This window comes from Rasiella rasia, from assembly GCF_011044175.1.
GTDB classification, from domain to species: domain Bacteria; phylum Bacteroidota; class Bacteroidia; order Flavobacteriales; family Flavobacteriaceae; genus Marinirhabdus; species Marinirhabdus rasia.
The window spans coordinates 294,295-313,492 of the sequence record NZ_CP049057.1 but is presented as its reverse complement, the minus strand read 5'-3'; the positions used below and the strand labels follow the sequence as shown (position 1 = coordinate 313,492).

Here is a 19,198-nt window from a genome sequence, read left to right as displayed (position 1 = left end):
TGCAAATATAGCGTTATTAAAAGAGTCGGACTATATTTTTGTTAGCGCTTTATTTTTTGGCTTATCTAGCCTTTCAAAAGTTGAATTCTGACTTCTAAATTCTGGAACTATCTCCTTTAGCAAAGCAACCACGCTTTCGTCATCACGCTTTGTAGCTGTTCTAATGATTTCTTCAGATTTCGCCTTAATCTCAGAAAATGCAACCGAAGGAACACTCGAAATCATAATCTTAGGATGGTGTGTTGGTAATACCACATTGGTATCGTTTAGTAACTCCTCGTACAGCTTCTCCCCAGGGCGCAGTCCTGTAATTTTTATGTCTATATCTTCATAAGGTTCCAGTCCCGATAAACGAATCATACGTTTGGCTAGATCTATAATTTTAACTGGCTCTCCCATATCAAAAACGTAGATCTCACCTCCTTTTCCCATAGTACCTGCTTGCATTACTAGTTGGCAAGCTTCTGGTATGGTCATAAAATATCTAATGATATCTTTATGCGTTACTGTTACCGGACCTCCTTGCGCAATTTGCTTTTTAAAATGAGGTATTACAGAACCATTAGAACCTAACACATTTCCAAATCTTGTGGTAATAAACTTAGTTGTAGTTTCTGGTTCCTGTTGAAGTGCCTGCACGTACATTTCGGCTGCGCGCTTAGAGGCACCCATTACGTTTGTAGGGTTCACAGCTTTGTCTGTAGAAACCATTACGAAGCGATCAATTTTGTTAGAAACTGATTGAAAACAAAGGTTAATAGTTCCTAATAAATTAACGTAAATAGCTTCATGCGGATTTCTTTCAATAAGCGGAACATGTTTGTATGCCGCAGCATGATATATAATATTAAAATTGTATTTCTTGAACATAAGTTCAAGACGATACATATTACTAATGTCTGCCAGTTCTGTAATAAAATTAAAGTCTGGATAGTTTAGGCGTAAAGACAACTCTAACTCATGCAAGGCAGACTCTGCCTGATCTAAAATCACGACTAAAGCTGGCTTAAAGGTAGCTAATTGCTGTACAATTTCACTACCAATAGAACCCGCGCCACCAGTTACGAGTACTGTTTTACCTTTTAAATCGTTTGCCAACACGGTGTCGTCAAGACGAATTGGACTACGCTCTAATAAATCTTCAATTTCTAAAGGTTTTATCTGGTTACTAATATCTTCCTTCTTTTTCCAGTTTTGAAGGTTGGGTACATTCAGAATCTCTACTCCTGCGTTCAAGCAGCTTTCAACTATTTCATTTTTTTCCCGACCAGAAAACGAATCGCTCATTAATAATACAGCCTCAGCCTCCAACTTATTTAAACTTTCAGAAAGATTAGAAGAAGAAATTACGGGCTTCCCCAATATTTGCACACGTTTTGTACTCGTATTTTGTGTAAGAAAGCCTACCAAGGTATAAGGTAATTCACTTTCAGTAACTATTGCTTTTGCCAAAGAAACGGTAGGATCATCGATACCTATGATGGCAATTTTCTTTTTGCTCTCGCTATGTGCTGCATTTCGCAAAAAAGTATAACTTTCTTTTACTGAAATTCTAAAGAACAACATAAATGTAAACGAAGTGAACATGTAGAGCAACATGAAGGTCGTTAGAAATATTTTTTGGTCTTCTAATGCTGCAAAAATCTCATTTCCTAAAAGGACAATTACCGCGGTTGAAATAGACGTAAACGCAAGTTTAACGATATCTATAAATGTGGAGTGCCTAATAATGCCAGAATAGCTTTTAAACACAAAAAAGAAGGTAAGATTCACCGCCAAAATCACAAGCATTTGCTCAGGTACGGAAAGAACATCATGAAAGGCAATGCGTGTATCGCTCAAAATAAAATAAGAAACAGCTAATGCCAAACCGCATAACAATACATCAATTAACACAACAATCCAACGTGGTAAATACCGTTGGTCTAAGAGCCGTAATTTATTGTCGCCAACAAAGAGTTTACTTAATATTTTGGAAGATTTATTCACAGGGGTATATAGGTTTGTCAAATATACGAAATATCTATACGAAAGGTCTTAAAGCCGTCCTAATTCGTTGTCGTTCAGCATCTGAAAGATTTGAACCTGACGGTAGACACAATCCGTTCTCAAAGAGGGTTTCAGCAAAATTCGTTCCGTAATAAGGAGCATCCTTAAAGATAGGCTGTAAATGCATAGGTTTCCATAATGGTCTGCACTCTATATTGTCTTCTGCCATAGCAAGACGAATATCTTCTGCAGTAAATCCTGCGGTCTCTGGAGTAACGGTGATACAGCTTAACCAGTGATTAGAAAAATAATCTGTAGTTGGCTCTGTAAACACAGACACCCCTTCCTGATTAGAAAAAAGTGATGTGTAGAATTTGTTCATTTCTCTTCGCAATTCTATATGCTTGTCTAACACCTCCATTTGACCACGACCAATTCCCGCACAAATATTGCTAAGCCTGTAGTTATACCCGATGTTAGAATGTTGATAATGGGGTGCGTTATCTCTTGCTTGTGTTGCTAAGAAAATAGCGCGCTCCTTCAACGCATTATCTTTTGTAACTAATGCTCCACCTCCAGAGGTTGTAATAATTTTATTTCCATTAAAGCTTAGAATACCAATTGAGCCAAAGGTTCCACATTTTTGTCCGTTATAGGTGCTTCCTAATGCTTCAGCACTATCTTCTAGAACTGGGATTTCGTAAGTATTGGCAATAGCTAGTATTGCATCTACATTAAAAGGCATGCCGTATAGATGAACAGCGATAATCGCCTTTGGTTTTTTTCCTTTACGAATTCTATCTTTTATTGCCTCCTCTAGATGTTTTGGGCACATATTCCATGTTTCCTGCTCACTATCTACGAACACTGGCGTTGCTCCTTGATATACTATTGGATTTGCAGAGGCGGAAAAAGTAAAACTTTGGCAAATTACTTCATCTCCTTTAGAGACGCCTAACAAGATAAGCCCTAAGTGTATGGCTGCAGTTCCTGAACTTAAGGCTGCAACTTTGTTTTCTCCTCCTAGATAAGACTCTATAGCTGTTTCAAAACCTGTTACATTTGGTCCTAATGGTGCAATCCAATTCTGGTCAAATGCTTCTTTGACATACTTTTGTTCTGTCCCGCCCATATGGGGTGAAGAAAGGTAGATTTTATTATTCATGGTTTGTTTTAATAATTTTTGCAGGATTCCCAACAACTGTAGCCCCACTTGGCACATCTTTAGTTACCACAGCACCAGCGCCAATAGTAGCCCATTTTCCTACGGAAATATTAGGCAAAATTACGCTTCTCGCTCCAACCAATACCCCTTCTCCAATTGTGCATCCTCCAGAGATAGCAGCGCCAATGGCAACATGACAAAATGCTGAAATTTTACTGTTATGGCTTACTGTTGCGTTATTATTTATAATTGAAAAGTCACCAATACTAACATCTGCATCTATCACTGCGTTTGGTAATACCTGAATACCTTTTCCAAATTGAGCCGACGGATAACAAACGGCAGAATCATGAATAAAAATAGGGCAGTTTGTAGTTAAATTTTCAGCAATTATTTTTCGAATCTTATTGTCGCCTATTGCAATTGCAATATGTGTATCTTCAATTTCCTTACCAGTACTCTCATACATAGGTACGTCAAGAATTGTTTTAGCTTTAGGCGTTTTATCTACAACTTTAACAACGCGAAACAACCCTCCAGATCGAATTAACTCAACCAGCGCAAAACAGTGTCCGCCGCCACCTATTACAGTAATATCTTTCATTCTTGTGTGCCTTTAAAAGGTTCTGTAGTTGCTGTTCCTTCAGTGTTTATATCTTTTCTTGCAACTACTTTTAAAAAGGTTAGTACTAAAATTTTCATATCTAGCGCAAAATTAATTCTTTCTACGTAGAAGACATCCATTTCGAACTTTTTTTCCCACGAAATTGCGTTACGTCCATTTACTTGAGCCCATCCCGTAATTCCAGGCTTTACCTCATGTCGTCTACGTTGTTTTTCGGTGTATAGAGGCAGGTATTGAGGTAGTAAGGGTCTAGGACCAACAATGCTCATTTGTCCTAAAATAACATTTAGTAGTTGCGGTATTTCGTCTATTGAAGTTGCGCGTACAAGTTTCCCGATAGGTGTTAATCGAACGGCATCTGGAAGTAATTTACCTTCTGCATCTTTTGCATTAGACATCGTTCTAAATTTGTAAATTGAAAAAATACGTTCTCCTTTTCCTGGTCTACGTTGCACAAAAAACGGATTTCCCTTATTAACAATAGCTAACACTAGCATCGTCATTATAAAGACAGGCAGAAGTAACAAAAACGCAAAGGCAGCTGTTACTATATCTAGGAAAGGTTTTATAAAATTTTTATACACTGTTGTTTTTTCAGTTTTTTTTCAATAGTTCTTTATACTCCTGATGTAATAATTGCCACATATGTTTTCGCTCATAACGTGATACAATTTCTGCTCTAACGTTGCTTTGTAAGGTTTTATATTTCGCCTTATCTGTTAAAACGGTAGTCATGGCATTTTCTAATGGGGTAATTTGTTTTGGTTCTACGATGAAACCATTAACGCTTTCAGAAATAATTTCATTACATCCGTTTATGTTGCTAACTATGGCTGGAAGTCCCATGGCACCTGCTTGCATTACTACATTTGGGAATCCTTCACGGTAACTAGGAAAAACTAAGGCATTGCTAATAGCAAAAAAAGGACGCACATCTGCTTGATATCCCACCGTTATAATTTTTTGATGTGTGTTGATTGTAGTTCTGGTTTCTTCGGAAACAGGATCTAAGTCATCTTCAAACGGCCCTACTAGTAGTAGTGTACAGTTTGGGTGTTTTCGTTGCACCCTAGCAAAGGCTTCTACTAGCTCGTTAATGCCTTTATCCCTAACTATGCGACCTACAAAGACAAACACAAAATCGTCATCAGGAATGTTCAATTCCTTCCGTTTCTGAATATTTTGCGATTCGGTGAATATTTCCGAAGAAAAATAACTTGTGTCTATTCCGTTAGAGCTTCCTTGGCCTAAAACTTTAAGTTTAGTTGGGCTGGTAAAATTTTCTTCAATAATAATTTGGCGTAATCCATTAGAGTTTGGATAAACACCTGTTGCAAAACGATACGTTAGTTTTTCAACGGCATTTAACACAATACGTTTAAATCCGCTTGCCTCTAACAGCGGTAAGCCAGCGACGGTATGCAATCTATTTGGTACTCTGGCAAAATAAGCAGCCATCATCCCAACAATTCCTGCTTTTGGTGTGTGGGTATGTACGATTGCGGGACGTTCTTTTCTTAAAAACGTATAGAGTTTATAAACTGCTTTAAGGTCTTTAATAGGTGTAATTTCTCTTGTTAACGCAATGTGGTGAGTTGCTACGCCCTCGTTAGCGCCATATTTTTCTAGGCGCTCTTTTTCTGCCGCAATACCAGTGACATCAAAAAACTGTTGCATATAACCAAGTTGTCCTTCGAGTAATTTCTCGAGTGACAAGGGTATGGTTGTAATTCGTATTAGTTTTTCTCTAGACATACTTCTTCATACAAGTTGATGTGTGATACGATCATTTCTTCTAACGTAAATTTAGAAACTCTTTTTAGCCCAGTTTTTACAGTTTCAGTATAATAAGACGGATTGGCAAGCAATTTAGTGACTTTATTTGCCAAGTCTATTTCATCTTTATGCTGAAACAATACACCGGCACCGTGTACCAAGTTTTTAAGTCCAGTAACATTTGATGCTACCAAAGGGGTTCCTGAAGCCATAGCTTCTAAACTAGACAGTGAAAGACCTTCATGGTTAGAGGATAAAACAGCTACATCTGCCATGCTTAATAATGATGCTACATCTGTTCGTACTCCTAAAAATTGTACTTTATCTTTTAAGTCTAATGTTTCTACCAACTCTTCCATCTTTGGTTTTGTATATCCTTCGCCTACTAGCAATAGCACAACAGGACCTTGAATGTACGAAACACTTCTAATGAGGGTGTCTTGGTCTTTTTGATGCGTAAAACGCGCAACATGAATAATTATTTTTGTGTCGTTTGAAATCCCAAAATCAGTCCTCTTCGATTTTAAAGTATTCGCAAAGAAATCTATAGCAACCCCATTGTTTATGGTTCTGAATTGAACTTGAGTTTTACCAAGATGCTTTTTTAATAAGAGTTTTACCTCTGTAGAAATTGTAACAATGTACTCGTATCTGCGGTAAACGAACCGATCGAATAATTTAAAAATGGTATTATTTCGCCTTTTGTTAGAGGTACTATGTTCTGTGTACAATAATTTTATTCTCGAAAAAGAGACTAGTTTAGCAAAGACCACAAAATACAAGGCAGGAAAAAGATGGACATGAGCAATATCATACTTTCTCAAAAACGGTATGATTTTGATAATGAGTAACGGATTGTATACGCTTCCTTTAGTAAGTGTATATATGTTAAAATCATTATGCTCTTGAAGGGCTTTTAGAAAAGGCTGACTTGTCCCATTTAATAACAATAAATCTGTTGTAACTCCGCTTTTATTAAGTGCTGGAATAGCATCATGCAGTAATTTTTCCGCGCCGCCAGTAGCCATACTATTTATAATGTGCAGAACTTTCATAAATCAATTTGTGGGCGTAACTTGATTAGATGTTTTTACCTCTGTATGATATGAAAAGGTCCAAAGACAGATAAATAATAATGCTGGAATAAACATGTTTTTTTGACGCAACATAATTCCAAGGTTACCCAGAATTAATGAGAATGTAAGTGCTCCAAGTAAAAAGAAGATGATGAGCGCTTTTACAAATGAATTGCTTTTTTTTAGGTAACGCCACGGATTGGTTAATAGTAGCTTAACACTAAGAATAATAAGAATTAAGTTTTCTAAAGAAGCTAGCAGCCCGAAAGCACTTAGGCCATCTATAAATAATGGTCTATATAAAAAAGTGAACACTTTCAATGGGTATGAATAGCTTGAGATATCTACGCTAGACCCAGTATGGTCTCGACTAAGCTTTGTTACCTTATCTTCAGAATAACTCATAATAGTATCTATGTCGAAACTATCAATCCGTAGATAAGCAACTAAACTATCAAAAATTAAAGCAAACCCAGCAACTATAATTGCCATTATGAAAAGCTTTTTGTACAATTTTAAGTTGGCGTCTAATAGCAGCGCAACACCAAAGGCTGCAATTAAATAGGCTGCAATATGCGGTCTAACCAAGTATGCTAATCCTAGAGATAATAAAATTTTCCAAATATGTTGTTTTGGACTTTTAATAGCATAAAATAGTAATGCAATACAAAAAAACAGGAGGGTATCTTTCCCAACGTTAGAGGACCAGAAATGCAAATTTGGCAGAAATAATATAGTAGGAAATAATGGGATTTTGAAAATATAAGTATTGTATTTAATACGTTCCTTAAAGACGATGTACAGATAGACAAAGCCAAAATATCCAATGAGTGCATAAAAAATTGAGCCTGTAAAAAAAGTGAGGTCCATCACTCCACTTGGTAAGTAATTTAGGGCGTACATAAAATACGTTCCAAAGCCCAATTCTATATAATCAATAATTCCAATATCTAGATTTTCTTTAACGGTAAACCAGTAATTTTTAGCATCTCCTCCCGCCTGATTTACGTAAAAATAAAAGAGCACTGCAAACAATAAATGGTACATCCATAAATAATTTAGGATCTTCTTATCATAAGATGAAAAAGTACCTTTAAAGAAGTTCTTAAACTGAAACCCCAATAGAATAAGTATAATTATGATGCCAATGTCTAGCATTTAAATAATCTCTTTATGATAGTTTATAAACTTCTAAATGTTGTTTTACTGACGCAGCAATATCAAAATCTAAAATTAGACTATTTTGCTTCGATTCTATTGTCTTTGTTAGTCCTTCATTAGTTTCAATAGCTACTATTCTGTTGGCTAATTGTTGATGATTTCCAACTGTAAACAGGTTTTCTTTAACTCGTATAACCTCATTTAAGCCACTAACATCTGTGCCTAATGCTATAAGCCCTGACGCCATATATTCTAACGCTACGATGCCGAAACCCTCCCAATTTGACGATAATATACCGTATTTACAATGTTTTAAGATGGAAATTACATCTTTTTGAATACCTAAAAAGAAAACACGCTGTGTTAATTTCAATTTGGCTACTTGTTCTTCCACGAACACTCGCTTAGGACCGTCACCTATCAATAATAATAGATACTGCTCTGGCAATACAGAGATGGTCTTTACCAATGTTTCTTGATCTTTTTGTTCAGAAAAACTACCAACCATAACAAGTGGCACACTATTCGATACATCTGGAAGCATTGTTTTTTTCTTTGATATTCCAGCGATTTTTTCAAGGTCAACGAAATTAGTAATGATCTTTGTGTTTGTTGCTATCCCTATCCAATTTTGAAGTGATTTTTCAACTCCTTTACTAATACATATAATGGTATTGTACCTAGCGTACACCCACTTTTCTAATAGCCAAAAAAACCATTTTCGACGCTTATTATGTGTGTTATGCTCTGTGTAAATAAATTTTTTTCTTCTGCGGAAAAGCGAAAGGAATGCTACTATATAAAATGTAGGAAAAAGATGGGCATGTATTACATCATGCTGCTTTATTAGCTTGGATAGTACTCTCAATTTTTTTATGCTGAAAAACCCTCCTTCAGCAACAGAATAAAAATGCACATTGCCCCCCAAATTCTCTCGAAATATATCTTGAGAATTTTGAAATGTAAATAGGCTTACTTCACACGTTTCAGAAAGTGCAGATGTTAGCTCAGAAACTAACTTCTCTGCTCCTCCAGCTGCTAAAGAATTTATGACGTGAAGCACTTTCATATTAAATTTATTTTAAAGCAGCCAAAAATTTAGCAACATTGAGCGAATAACTATAAGGTTCAATAGTCTTTAATGCCTTATAAGCTTTCTGTTTTGCAAGCGTTTTATCGTGAATGATTGCCAACAGTTGTGATTCTAATTCGGTCACATTGTATTGTTCAGCTAAATATGCATTGTCTGTGTTTAAATACTGATCAAAAATTCTATTATTCCAAGCTAAAATAATTCTACCTGCCGCCATTTGTTCCATCATGGCATTTGAGGTTCCTCCACCCCCGCCCGTTTCAGAAGCATAGGTCAAAGCGACACATACATCGATTTTCTCCATAAATTTAGGCAAATCGTTATTAGGTATCATATTATGATTAACAACATATCCTTTTTGCACTAAACTATCAACTTGCTCCGCATAGCTGTCGTTATTGCCCACAATATGAAATGTAAATTGTTTTGCTCTACTCCCTGTTTTTACTTTTTCTATTAGTGATAAGTAATCTTCAATTCCTTTCACCTGACTCAGCCTTCCAACATAAGCAATGTGAATGGTGTCTTTAAGAGGTATTTCAGGCAGCGCCCAGCGAGCCATAGCTACACCATTCTTAACTACCTTTACCTTGATACCATGAGAAGCATAGAAATTCTTAATGTCATCTCCATTACCTAAAACCACATGGGCTTTTTTAAGCATGCTGATTTCGTATTTTAAGAATAAACTGCGAATAGGTTTTGGAATTCTATAAGCCTTTTCATGAGAAAAAATACTTCGCAACCAAACTATCTTTTTTACATTGTTATAACGTTTCAGCTTTAATACCATCCATAGTTCTAAAATGCCCATTGCCATAACATGGTTTGGAACATGATTACTAAGTCTCACAAATTTTTTGAACTCCTTAAACATCGCAAATACTGTAGGGAGTTTCGACTTTTCCTTTTCTAAAAGAATTGGAAATATCTGTTGCCGACCTTCAATTTTAGGGTCTAATTGCTGAATCGCTTCTGTAAAATTCTCTTGATCTGGTCTTTTAAACCCAAACAATCGTATTGTATTAAAATACTTGAGTTTAGCAAGTTCTGGAAGGAAGTTATAAAGCCAAGTTTCTCTACCACCAGCATCCCGGTTAAAAGTAGAAAGCATAACAATATCTAATGTAGGTTGATTTTCCATATGTAGTGTAAAACTTCTAATAGAGCGCAGAACGTCCCCTCAAAATCTAGGTAATTTAATAACCAACAGTCTAAGAATTAATTGTCTTAATTAACTTAGCAGGTACTCCTCCAACAATTGTACCTTCCGTTAGAATAGATTTTGTAACAACAGCACCTGCTGCAATAATTGTATTTGATGCAATAGTAACACCTGCCAAAATCGTAACATTGGCCCCTACCCAAATATTATCATGCAACCTAACGGGTTCGAGAACTATTGGTTGTTTTTTTATAGGTAGATTTGGGTCTGAAAATGAATGTTCTGTTGTAATTACAGAGGTATTATGACCAATTGAAACCATATTTCCAATGGTTAAACCTCCTTCTGCTGAAATGAAACACCCATGATTAATAGAAACATCGTCTCCTATAGTAAGTTTGTTAAACCCATGTAAAATTACGTTAGAGCGAATTAGTAGTTTATTGCTTTTTTGCTGAAGTAGTTTTTTTACAATCGCAGCACGCCATCCATCTACGAACGGGAAATCCCATCCTTTTATAAATAAATAGCTACCGTAATATATTTTCTCCTTCAACTTCATTTACTACCCAAAAACCTTATTATACCAATTAAATGTTTGTTGAAGCCCCTTGTCAAAATCTAAATATTGAAATTCGAAGCCTAAGTCCTCAATCTTCTTATGACTCACTTCAAAGTCTTTTATATCGCCAGGTTTCCAATCCTCGTACTTAATTTTAGAGTCTGTGCCTGCCATTTTGGTTATCTTATCTGCAATTTCTTGTATAGAAACTTTCAGTCCAGAAGCACAATTATATGCTTCTCCTTTAGCTCCTTTTTTGGCTACGAGTTTATTAATATTAACCACATCCTTTACGTAGGTAAATGAACGAATTTGTGTACCGTCACCAAAAATAGTAAGGTCGTCTCCTTTAATAGCTTGTTTACAGAAGATACCCATCACGCCACCGTAGTCTCCAGAATCTTGTTTTGGTCCGTATACGTGATAATATCTCAATATCGAGGTGTCCATTCCGTACAAATGTGCAAAAGCACGCACATATTTCTCCCCAGCTAATTTACTTACACCATAATACGATGTAGGATTCAACGGGTGATTTTCATCTGTTGGAAAATACTGTGCAATTCCATAAACAGAACCCGTAGAAACATGTACAAATTTTTTAACTCCCGTATCACGTGCAAGTTCAAGTAGATTAAATGTTCCCGCTGCGTTTACTTCCAAATCTCTTAACGGATCTTTCAAACAGATTGTCATTTTAGAACATGCTTGATGAAAAACTACATCTATATCTCCAAAATGTTGAGACAGGTTGTATTTTTTAGTGATATCACATTCAACTATGGTGAGTTTATCACCGTATTTTTCCTTAACGTCGTGTAAATTTCGTTCCTTACCAGCGCTATAATCGTCTATGCTCACGACATCAAGCCCATCTTCTAGTAGTGATTCAACAAGATTGCTACCAACAAATCCTGCGCCACCAGTAACCAATGCCTTTTTATAAATTCCGTTTAGTGAATATGCTTTTTCGCTCATTTTATATACTTATTTCTCTATTTCTACTATCTTGAAAATGGATGTTTTACCAATTTTTTATTCGCAAATGGATGGTAATCACCTTTTAAACCAATGGGGTCTGTATTTCTAATGTCGTAAACAGTTTGTACAGCTTGTCTTGCTTCATCAATTCCAAAACCGTTTCCTTTTAAAATTTCTTGATAACTGATGGTGTGTAAATCTGTAAAACCACCACTAAACTCCAGTTCTTCTCCTTCTACAGTGATTGACCTAAATGTTCGCTGACCTTTTTCTGAAACTTCCTGCGGCAGCACATCTTCGTTTATAGATAAGAACCAACGTACTCTTGCTCGTTCTAACTCTAAATAACCTGAAGCTCTATCATGTGTGTGTACATGAACAATATTTTCTTTCACACCGCCAAATATCCACCCTAACATATCATAAAAGTGTACGCCAATATTGGTAGCGATTCCTCCAGATTTATTAAGTGCTCCTTTCCATGATGTGTAGTACCAATTTCCTCGCGAAGTAAGGTATGTTAGGTCTACATCGTAAATTTTATCTTTAGGACCATTTTCTACTTTCTTTTTTAAAGCAATAATACTTGGATGTAGACGAAGTTGAAGAATGTTCCAAACCCGTTGCCCTGTTGTTTTCTCAACTTCTTTAAGCGCATCTAAATTCCATGGATTCATTACTAATGGCTTTTCGCAAATAGCATCTGCTCCTTCTCGTAAACCAAAACGAATGTGAGAATCATGTAAGTAATTTGGAGTACAAATACTAACATAATCTAAGAACATTTTTTCCTCAAATTGTAATTTCGAAATATGCCTATCAAATCTTTCAAATTCAACAAAAAAATCGGCATTCGGAAAATAGCTGTCAATCACGCCTACACTATCATTTGGGTCAAAAGCGGCTAACAGATTGTTTCCAGTTTCTTTTACGGCTTTCATGTGCCTAGGAGCAATGTACCCAGCAGCTCCAATTAAAGCAAAGTTTTTCATTTTTTATTTATTCTATTCTAGAAACACTATTGTTTTCTAGTTTATATTTTTGATGAGATTCTGGACATTCAGCTATAGTATCGCTGCCAAATTCAAGCCTGTGACCATATTCGCTAACCCAACCAATTTGTTTTGACGGATTACCAACGACCAGTGCATAGGCCTTAATTTCTTTAGTTACTACAGCGCCTGCTCCTACAAAAGCATATGCTCCAATGTTATTTCCACAAACTATCGTAGCATTGGCTCCTATAGAGGCACCTTTCCTAACGATAGTTTCAGAATATTGATTTCGTCTGTTTACTGCGCTACGCGGATTTATAACATTGGTAAAAACCATAGATGGACCAAGAAATACGTCATCTTCACAAATAACTCCTGTATATATAGACACATTATTTTGAACCTTAACGTTGTTGCCCAATATCACATTAGGTGAAATTACTACGTTTTGTCCAAGATTACAGTTTTCTCCAAGCGTACAAGTACTCATTAGGTGAGAAAAATGCCAAATTTTTGTGCCCGCACCAATGATACATTCTTCATCTATCACGGCCGTAGGATGTGCAAAATAGCTCAATTATTTTCTTTTAAAAAGTTGGGTGCAAAGGTATCACTTTTGTAGGGTTTTTAGTGCACTTTATAAAAGATTGGTACTAGTATTAGTATAAATTTAAAGTGAATATTATATTGAATTTGTATTTATGACCACTTGAACTCTTTTCAAGGTAACAATACCAGTAATAAATAGAGTTATTCAGAAACCTTTAAAGAGATCATTTTCTTGTAAAATTTATAAACACAAAATAGCAATAGAACTAGACCTATAAGAGACACGAGGCTTCTAAGAATAATTAATTGCGTATAAATAGCATTGTATGCTAACAGACCAACAAGACCTACAACCAGAAGAATCCAAAAACTTCTAAATGTATTTTTAGGTGTAACTTTTAGGTATACAAATAGAGGAATTACAAGAACAGTATTCATAAAATATCCTGCTAAAAAAGATATAGCAAAACCTAAAGCACCGTAATCTTTCAGCAATAAGAATACTATTATCGCAGTACTCGCAAAAATCCCTGTACTTAAAACACTAAGCCACATCCTATTTTTCTTAATTAAATCACGGTGTATTCCCTGTTTAAAAGATATCAGAAATGTTGTTATTATTGAAAGCTCTAGAATAAGTATTACATCTTGTTCGGGATACTTTGCTCCTAAGATATAAGTGGCTATTTCAGGAAAAATTATAAAGGGTATTGAGATAAGCAAACATAAAATCCATGCGCCATGGTAATTAAAGAACTCTTTCTTAGGCGTAATCTCCATATCCTTAGATAGGAATATAGGAAGTAACGCATTAGACAGCGATCCATTTACCGTACGAATAGCCAATGAAAAGATAAGAACAGCTGTATACACGCCTAATTGGGTATAACCATCTGGAGTATTCACAAGCATGGTGTTTAAAATCCAAATCGTGGGTGCTACAACAAGCATTCCTAGTGATGCTGGTATCGCAAATTTATAGATGGAACGTAGGCTCTCTTTCAAATTCTTCAAAGAGATTTTCATGCCAATTTCTTTTAAGGTAGATCTTAAAATATACCACGAAATAAGACACATAAGAATCATCGCTACAAGGTTTCCAGCCACTGCGCCAACCATACCATAGAAGTACCCCCCTAGACACAAAAAGACAAATAATAAAACCCCCTGTACACTATTTATTACAGACATGCTTCTATAACTCTGCAGGCCTAATAAAGCTCCGCCAACCACTCCATTAACCGAGATAAACAATAATACTCCACCCGCTAAAATAAGTGGCAACCTAAGGGCTTCATTCCCTAAAACCGAAGTTGCCAACGAATTAGAAAATAATATCAATACCAAAAAAACCACGCTGCTTAGTAACGTTACAGCAACAATAGATGCACCAAGAATACTTGACGCCTTCTGCTTATTTTCATCTTTTAATTCAGAAATATATTTCGTTGCCGTAAGACCAACGCCCATGGTGGCGAAGATTAAAAAGTTGTCTATTGTAGACTTAACCATTCCGTATTCCCCATACGCATTTACGGTTAATATTCGAGCCAAAACCAAATATGCCAAAGCAGTTAAACCCTTAGCCATCACCGATCCAAACGTAAGCCAAAAAGTTCCTTTAACCACTTTTTTGACAAAGGGTGATTGACTCAAATTTCTTAAATTGCTTAGACTTTTCATGGGTATCAATAAATTCCTAAGATAGTATCAAGGTTTTAAAGTTCTGTTTATAGCTAGCGTTTTACCTGTTCTTAAACAAACCCGCACACTTAAAGATTTTGCAAATGTACTACAATCCCCACAGGAGCTAGACAAATTACCTTCTAAAATAAAGTTCTATGTTGTACGCTCAATGCTGTCAAAATAAACCAGAGAACGTGCTGCAAACACCTCGCGCAACTGCTTTTCAAGTATTTCTGGAATGAGTGGCGTGGCATTTTTACGAGATAAAGCACCTAGAATTTTTTGTTTTGTGCTAGATCCTAACCCACTAGAGACAAGTCGTTTTAAACCAACTTTTTTTAATAGGTAAACTATTTGCTTATTCTTAAAATGAATTGCCTGGTTAGTTTTTGGTAAAAATGTACTGTGAAATGGAGCAATTTGAAGAAACTCTGCAATGGTATTAAATGCTTCTTTAGGGGCATCTAACAAATGTGTTAATGGCAGCACACATACATTATCAAAAAGTTGGCTATAAATTTCTACGGCGGTATCGTAGCAACTCATATGTATAATACTATGCCATGGTAATGGTCCATTTTGTAATTCGTTCAGTTCCTTTTTTACAACGGCTTCAAACGATTTGTTTTCTCTTCCTAAACCGACGTTCATTGCATATTGAGAATATGCTCGCTCTACCGGGTCGCGTAGCAACACAATAATTTTTGCATTCGGATTATATTGCTTTAATTTTGAGGGAGTACCTGGCGCATGCAAATAACACGTGCTTGCCTCTACCCTATATTTTTGATCGGTAGCAAATGAGAACAATTGTTCATAAGCTGCTTTCGATTGGATATGAGCAATATGTAGTTTCTTCGGGAAATCAATTTTAAAATAACTTGCTTCTATGAACTTCTTATCTGGACTGTATACTTCTTTGGGTAATCTGTCTACAAAATAATTCGGCTCCTTAATGGGAGAGGCATATATTTCTGGATGTTGCTCGAGAACACTCATTAACGATGTTGTGCCAGCTCGCATAGCTCCTACTACAAAAAGATTAGCCTTTTTATGCTCCTCCATTTCTCATGTTTTTTGCGCGTTGGTAAATACTGGCAATACCCATTTTTTGAAGCTCGTCTAAAATCTTTACCTCCATCTTAGACACCAACTGTACCAGAGATTCTTGAAGAAGCATTCGTTCTTCTTTAGAATAAGTGGGGGCAAATTTTAAATAACTCCACTTGGCAAAACGCTGATAGAATTTTCTAAAACAGCGCTTCTCTCTACCAGAGAGTTGTTCGCTAACGCTAAGCATCGTGTTATAATAATGAATTAAATCGTTACAACGTACTTTCGCTGTAGACATACTCCCTTGAACGGTTTTATTATAAAAAGACAGCGGCTTATTTATAAAAACAACAGCATGATCTATAGCAAGCCTATGCCAACATTCATGATCTTCAAAATGCTGCATCCCGGCTTTAAATCCACCTATAGCCTCTATATGGTTTTTTGCCGCCACAACGCTGCTAGAATGTATAACTGGCAAATTAGTGCCGAGTACTTTAAAGTGATTTACTAAACCCGTTGCTCCATTTTTTGGTAACCATTTATTTGTATATGCTACTTCTTTTGATTGGAACACATGAATTCTTCCCGTGACAAATATTTTTTCCTGGGGAAAAGCATTAATAGCAACCACAACCTCTTTTAAAAAAGTTGGTGCCCACCAGTCGTCTGCATCTAATAATGCTACATATTGGTTGGTCGCAGCGTTAATTCCAGTGTTTCTAGCCGAAGCTGTTCCTTTATTGTTTGTTGAAATTACCTTTATACGAGGGTCTGCAACATCCTTTACTCTTTGTAACGACGTATCTGTGCTACCGTCGTTTACCACAAGTAATTCAAAATCCTGATAGGTCTGAGACAATACCGAAGCCAAAGCTTTTTCTACAAAGTCTTCTTTATTATACAATGGTATTATTACACTTATCATTTCGTTCTTAGCCGTTTAAATTATTTTTTAAGAACTCTAACGACACCTCCCGAAGTTTTGCCAATTTGGTATCAACCGCAATATAGTCTATGTCGTCTGTAAACCAAGAGGGTTCATTACTAATTGTGACGTCTTTCACGAGCCTATCTTGTATACCCAGTTGCTGTGCCAAAGATTCAAAACGCGTTGCTCCTCTTTTTTCGTTTACCAACACAACAAATTGCTTCTTAAATAAAATTGAAAATAACATTCCATGGTATGAATCTGTAATCACAAAATCTGCATTTTTAATAGTTTGCAACCATGCTCCCACTCCAGCTTTCTGCTGAAATATCCTACGCCAACTATGTTTAGGTTGATGTTTAATTTGTACGACTGAAAGACTCATTCTTCCTGCAACCGAATCAATTTGCGACAACGTCAAGTCTCTTTCATCTAGTACATATACAGCTAGTGTCTTTTTCGATGGCACACTCTTCGCATCGTCACATAATTGTTCATAGAAGTTTTTCGGTAAAAGTAACGTAGGATCTAAGGCAAGCGTTGCGTTCTGTACTCCAAATGTGTCTTTCAGAATTTTTAGTCCAGATTGCTCGCGAACTGAAATCCCGTTAAACGTTTTTAATGCTTCGGAAATTTCCGCAGTTGCTCTAGGCGTCTTAATAGTTGCTACTCCAAAAGAGGCCGCATAGGCTACCTTAGTAACCGCTGTATCTTCTAAAAAAGCAAGGAAATTATCTGAAAAGTCCCCAACCGAATACAGTTCACGCCAAACTTGATCACTTCCAACCACAATAGCATCAAGCGTGCTAGTACTAATTTCCTGCCTTAGATTGTTTGAATTCGTCAACAACCTAGTGCGATTAGTAAGATGTATATTCTTAAATCGTTCTATTTCAGCAAAATAATGTCGGAAAAGCACTTTTTTTGTGGTACGCCTCCAAGCTGGTTCATTCTTACCCCGGTTAAAGACTAGTATTTGGAAACCCATCTCTTGTAGCACTATCTGTAGTGCAATACATTGTAACAGGCCGCCGTAATTATGCGTAAGAGGTAGCGTAAGTATACCTACCTTTTTTGTTGCATGAGAGTTTGACATAGCCTGTCTGGGTTAGCTCACAAGATACAAATTGTACTACATAATCATTCCTGCAGCTACAGTTTCATACGAAGCATCATCTATGAGCACAAAACTACCTGTTATTCTATTGTCTCGGTATTCGTCAAGCATTAATGGTCTTGTTGTACGCACCTTTACCCGCGCAATATCATTCATGGTAAGAGTTTTGTTGTCTACATTTCTAGCATATGTATTAATATCAATTTTGTAAACAACCTCTTTTATCATCGCTTTTTGCTCATTACTGGTGTGCATGATCGTATATTTTGTGCGCGGTCTTGCCTCTGCACTATTAAACCAACAAATCATTGCATCGAACTCTTGTACAGGTTTTGGCTGATTGTTGTTTTTTACAATCATATCGCCGCGACTTACATCAATATCGTCTTCTAGTGTTATTGCTACAGACATTGGAGCATAAGCTTCTTTCAATTGGCCAGCGCTTGTATCGATTGTTTTAATGGTAGATGTAAATCCAGATGGCAATATCGTTACACCATCTCCCTGTCTAAAAATACCACTTGCAATACGGCCTGCATAGCCTCGATAATCTACAAACTCACTACTCTGTGGTCTTAAAACGGTTTGTACGGGGAATCTTGCATCTATTTTATTTAAATCGCTTCCAATGTGAATGGTTTCTAACATATAGAGCAGCGGAGCCCCTTGATACCAATCCATTTTGTCACTTCTATTTACTACGTTATCGCCTAACAGAGCGCTAATAGGTAAAAATTGAATGTCTTTTACATATAGCTTTGAAGAAAACTCTTGAAACTGAGCTACAATATCGTCATAGACCTTTTCAGAAAAATCTACCAAGTCCATTTTGTTTACGCACACAATAATATGCGGAATTTGCAGCAACGAAGCAATAAATGCGTGCCGTTTGGTTTGCTCAATTACGCCATGTCTTGCGTCTATTATAATTAACGCTGCATTGGCTGTAGAAGCACCAGTTACCATGTTTCGGGTATACTGAATATGCCCAGGGGTATCTGCGATGATAAATTTACGCTTAGGCGTTGTGAAGTATCTGTAGGCAACATCTATTGTAATTCCTTGTTCGCGTTCGTCTCGCAGGCCATCTGTGAATAATGCCAGATCTACACCCTCATGTCCTTTTCTTTTGCTCGTAACCTCAACGGCCGCTAATTGATCTTCGAAAATAGATTTACTGTCGTAAAGTAGCCTTCCAATTAAGGTGCTTTTTCCGTCGTCTACACTGCCTGCTGTTGTAAATCTTAAAAGTTGATTTGTGTCTATTGCCATAG

At 36.4% G+C, this 19,198-nt stretch carries 18 protein-coding genes; all 18 read right to left on the bottom strand.

The genetic code is table 11. The annotated features are described in order from the left end of the window. Nucleotides 1-30: 30 nt before the first annotated feature. The 18 genes from G5B37_RS01430 to G5B37_RS01345 all read right to left on the bottom strand — a co-directional run bounded on the left by G5B37_RS01430 (nucleotide 31) and on the right by G5B37_RS01345 (nucleotide 19,196). Complete coding sequence (locus G5B37_RS01430) at nucleotides 31-1,989, bottom strand: polysaccharide biosynthesis protein (RefSeq protein WP_175017399.1); 1,959 nt, start codon at nucleotides 1,987-1,989, stop codon at nucleotides 31-33. Nucleotides 1,990-2,023: 34 nt separating this feature from the next. Further along, complete coding sequence (locus G5B37_RS01425) at nucleotides 2,024-3,154, bottom strand: DegT/DnrJ/EryC1/StrS family aminotransferase (RefSeq protein WP_164678281.1); 1,131 nt, start codon at nucleotides 3,152-3,154, stop codon at nucleotides 2,024-2,026. After that, nucleotides 3,147-3,758 carry an acetyltransferase gene (locus tag G5B37_RS01420; protein ID WP_164678280.1) on the bottom strand — a complete coding sequence of 204 codons (612 nt, stop codon included), beginning with the start codon at nucleotides 3,756-3,758 and terminating at the stop codon, nucleotides 3,147-3,149. Before G5B37_RS01420 ends, G5B37_RS01425 begins: the two co-directional genes overlap by 8 nt. Then, nucleotides 3,755-4,363, bottom strand: a complete 609-nt coding sequence (locus tag G5B37_RS01415; protein WP_164678279.1) for a sugar transferase — start codon at nucleotides 4,361-4,363, stop codon at nucleotides 3,755-3,757. Before G5B37_RS01415 ends, G5B37_RS01420 begins: the two co-directional genes overlap by 4 nt. A gap of 10 nt (nucleotides 4,364-4,373) precedes the next feature. Continuing rightward, nucleotides 4,374-5,534, bottom strand: coding sequence for a glycosyltransferase family 4 protein (locus G5B37_RS01410; protein ID WP_164678278.1), 1,161 nt, complete (start codon nucleotides 5,532-5,534; stop codon nucleotides 4,374-4,376). After that, on the bottom strand, nucleotides 5,516-6,610 hold the full coding sequence (locus G5B37_RS01405; protein ID WP_164678277.1) for a glycosyltransferase: 1,095 nt from the start codon (nucleotides 6,608-6,610) through the stop codon (nucleotides 5,516-5,518). The genes G5B37_RS01410 and G5B37_RS01405 overlap by 19 nt, the downstream gene beginning before the upstream one ends. Before the next feature lie 3 nt (nucleotides 6,611-6,613). Continuing rightward, a complete protein-coding gene (locus G5B37_RS01400; RefSeq protein WP_164678276.1) occupies nucleotides 6,614-7,678 on the bottom strand; it encodes a hypothetical protein in 1,065 nt (354 codons plus the stop codon). Between the two features lie 124 nt (nucleotides 7,679-7,802). Continuing rightward, nucleotides 7,803-8,861 (bottom strand): glycosyltransferase, encoded by a 1,059-nt coding sequence (locus G5B37_RS01395; RefSeq protein WP_164678275.1) that lies wholly within the window; start codon nucleotides 8,859-8,861, stop codon nucleotides 7,803-7,805. Nucleotides 8,862-8,868: 7 nt separating this feature from the next. Further along, entirely contained in the window at nucleotides 8,869-10,029 is a 1,161-nt protein-coding gene (locus tag G5B37_RS01390) for a glycosyltransferase family 4 protein (protein WP_164678274.1), read from the bottom strand. Nucleotides 10,030-10,099: 70 nt separating this feature from the next. Then, nucleotides 10,100-10,606, bottom strand: coding sequence for an acyltransferase (locus G5B37_RS01385; RefSeq protein ID WP_164678273.1), 507 nt, complete (start codon nucleotides 10,604-10,606; stop codon nucleotides 10,100-10,102). Between the two features lie 9 nt (nucleotides 10,607-10,615). After that, a complete protein-coding gene (locus G5B37_RS01380) occupies nucleotides 10,616-11,590 on the bottom strand; it encodes an SDR family NAD(P)-dependent oxidoreductase (RefSeq protein ID WP_164678272.1) in 975 nt (324 codons plus the stop codon). Between the two features lie 26 nt (nucleotides 11,591-11,616). Then, nucleotides 11,617-12,585: a Gfo/Idh/MocA family oxidoreductase gene (locus G5B37_RS01375; RefSeq protein ID WP_164678271.1), complete on the bottom strand. Its 969-nt coding sequence runs from the start codon at nucleotides 12,583-12,585 to the stop codon at nucleotides 11,617-11,619. Between the two features lie 7 nt (nucleotides 12,586-12,592). After that, entirely contained in the window at nucleotides 12,593-13,165 is a 573-nt protein-coding gene (locus tag G5B37_RS01370; protein WP_164678270.1) for an acyltransferase, read from the bottom strand. A gap of 173 nt (nucleotides 13,166-13,338) precedes the next feature. Then, nucleotides 13,339-14,793 (bottom strand): oligosaccharide flippase family protein, encoded by a 1,455-nt coding sequence (locus G5B37_RS01365; RefSeq protein ID WP_164678269.1) that lies wholly within the window; start codon nucleotides 14,791-14,793, stop codon nucleotides 13,339-13,341. A 183-nt stretch (nucleotides 14,794-14,976) separates the two neighbouring features. Beyond that, nucleotides 14,977-15,888 (bottom strand): sulfotransferase family protein, encoded by a 912-nt coding sequence (locus tag G5B37_RS01360; RefSeq protein ID WP_164678268.1) that lies wholly within the window; start codon nucleotides 15,886-15,888, stop codon nucleotides 14,977-14,979. Then, nucleotides 15,875-16,804 carry a glycosyltransferase family 2 protein gene (locus tag G5B37_RS01355; protein WP_164678267.1) on the bottom strand — a complete coding sequence of 310 codons (930 nt, stop codon included), beginning with the start codon at nucleotides 16,802-16,804 and terminating at the stop codon, nucleotides 15,875-15,877. Before G5B37_RS01355 ends, G5B37_RS01360 begins: the two co-directional genes overlap by 14 nt. A 7-nt stretch (nucleotides 16,805-16,811) precedes the next feature. Continuing rightward, nucleotides 16,812-17,903 (bottom strand): polysaccharide pyruvyl transferase family protein, encoded by a 1,092-nt coding sequence (locus G5B37_RS01350; RefSeq protein WP_164678266.1) that lies wholly within the window; start codon nucleotides 17,901-17,903, stop codon nucleotides 16,812-16,814. A 36-nt stretch (nucleotides 17,904-17,939) separates the two neighbouring features. After that, nucleotides 17,940-19,196 carry a sulfate adenylyltransferase subunit 1 gene (locus G5B37_RS01345; protein WP_164678265.1) on the bottom strand — a complete coding sequence of 419 codons (1,257 nt, stop codon included), beginning with the start codon at nucleotides 19,194-19,196 and terminating at the stop codon, nucleotides 17,940-17,942. Nucleotides 19,197-19,198: the final 2 nt, after the last annotated feature.

What these genes read in the sequence shown, in the direction of transcription:
- G5B37_RS01425 (WP_164678281.1), bottom strand. Translation starts at nt 3,154, where the DNA reads ATGAATAATAAAATCTACCTTTCTTCACCCCATATGGGCGGGACAGAA.
- G5B37_RS01420 (WP_164678280.1), bottom strand. Translation starts at nt 3,758, where the DNA reads ATGAAAGATATTACTGTAATAGGTGGCGGCGGACACTGTTTTGCGCTG.
- G5B37_RS01410 (WP_164678278.1), bottom strand. Translation starts at nt 5,534, where the DNA reads ATGTCTAGAGAAAAACTAATACGAATTACAACCATACCCTTGTCACTC.
- G5B37_RS01405 (WP_164678277.1), bottom strand. Translation starts at nt 6,610, where the DNA reads ATGAAAGTTCTGCACATTATAAATAGTATGGCTACTGGCGGCGCGGAA.
- G5B37_RS01400 (WP_164678276.1), bottom strand. Translation starts at nt 7,678, where the DNA reads ATGTACCATTTATTGTTTGCAGTGCTCTTTTATTTTTACGTAAATCAG.
- G5B37_RS01395 (WP_164678275.1), bottom strand. Translation starts at nt 8,861, where the DNA reads ATGAAAGTGCTTCACGTCATAAATTCTTTAGCAGCTGGAGGAGCAGAG.
- G5B37_RS01390 (WP_164678274.1), bottom strand. Translation starts at nt 10,029, where the DNA reads ATGGAAAATCAACCTACATTAGATATTGTTATGCTTTCTACTTTTAAC.
- G5B37_RS01380 (WP_164678272.1), bottom strand. Translation starts at nt 11,590, where the DNA reads ATGAGCGAAAAAGCATATTCACTAAACGGAATTTATAAAAAGGCATTG.
- G5B37_RS01375 (WP_164678271.1), bottom strand. Translation starts at nt 12,585, where the DNA reads ATGAAAAACTTTGCTTTAATTGGAGCTGCTGGGTACATTGCTCCTAGG.
- G5B37_RS01360 (WP_164678268.1), bottom strand. Translation starts at nt 15,888, where the DNA reads ATGGAGGAGCATAAAAAGGCTAATCTTTTTGTAGTAGGAGCTATGCGA.
- G5B37_RS01355 (WP_164678267.1), bottom strand. Translation starts at nt 16,804, where the DNA reads ATGATAAGTGTAATAATACCATTGTATAATAAAGAAGACTTTGTAGAA.
- G5B37_RS01350 (WP_164678266.1), bottom strand. Translation starts at nt 17,903, where the DNA reads ATGTCAAACTCTCATGCAACAAAAAAGGTAGGTATACTTACGCTACCT.
- G5B37_RS01345 (WP_164678265.1), bottom strand. Translation starts at nt 19,196, where the DNA reads ATGGCAATAGACACAAATCAACTTTTAAGATTTACAACAGCAGGCAGT.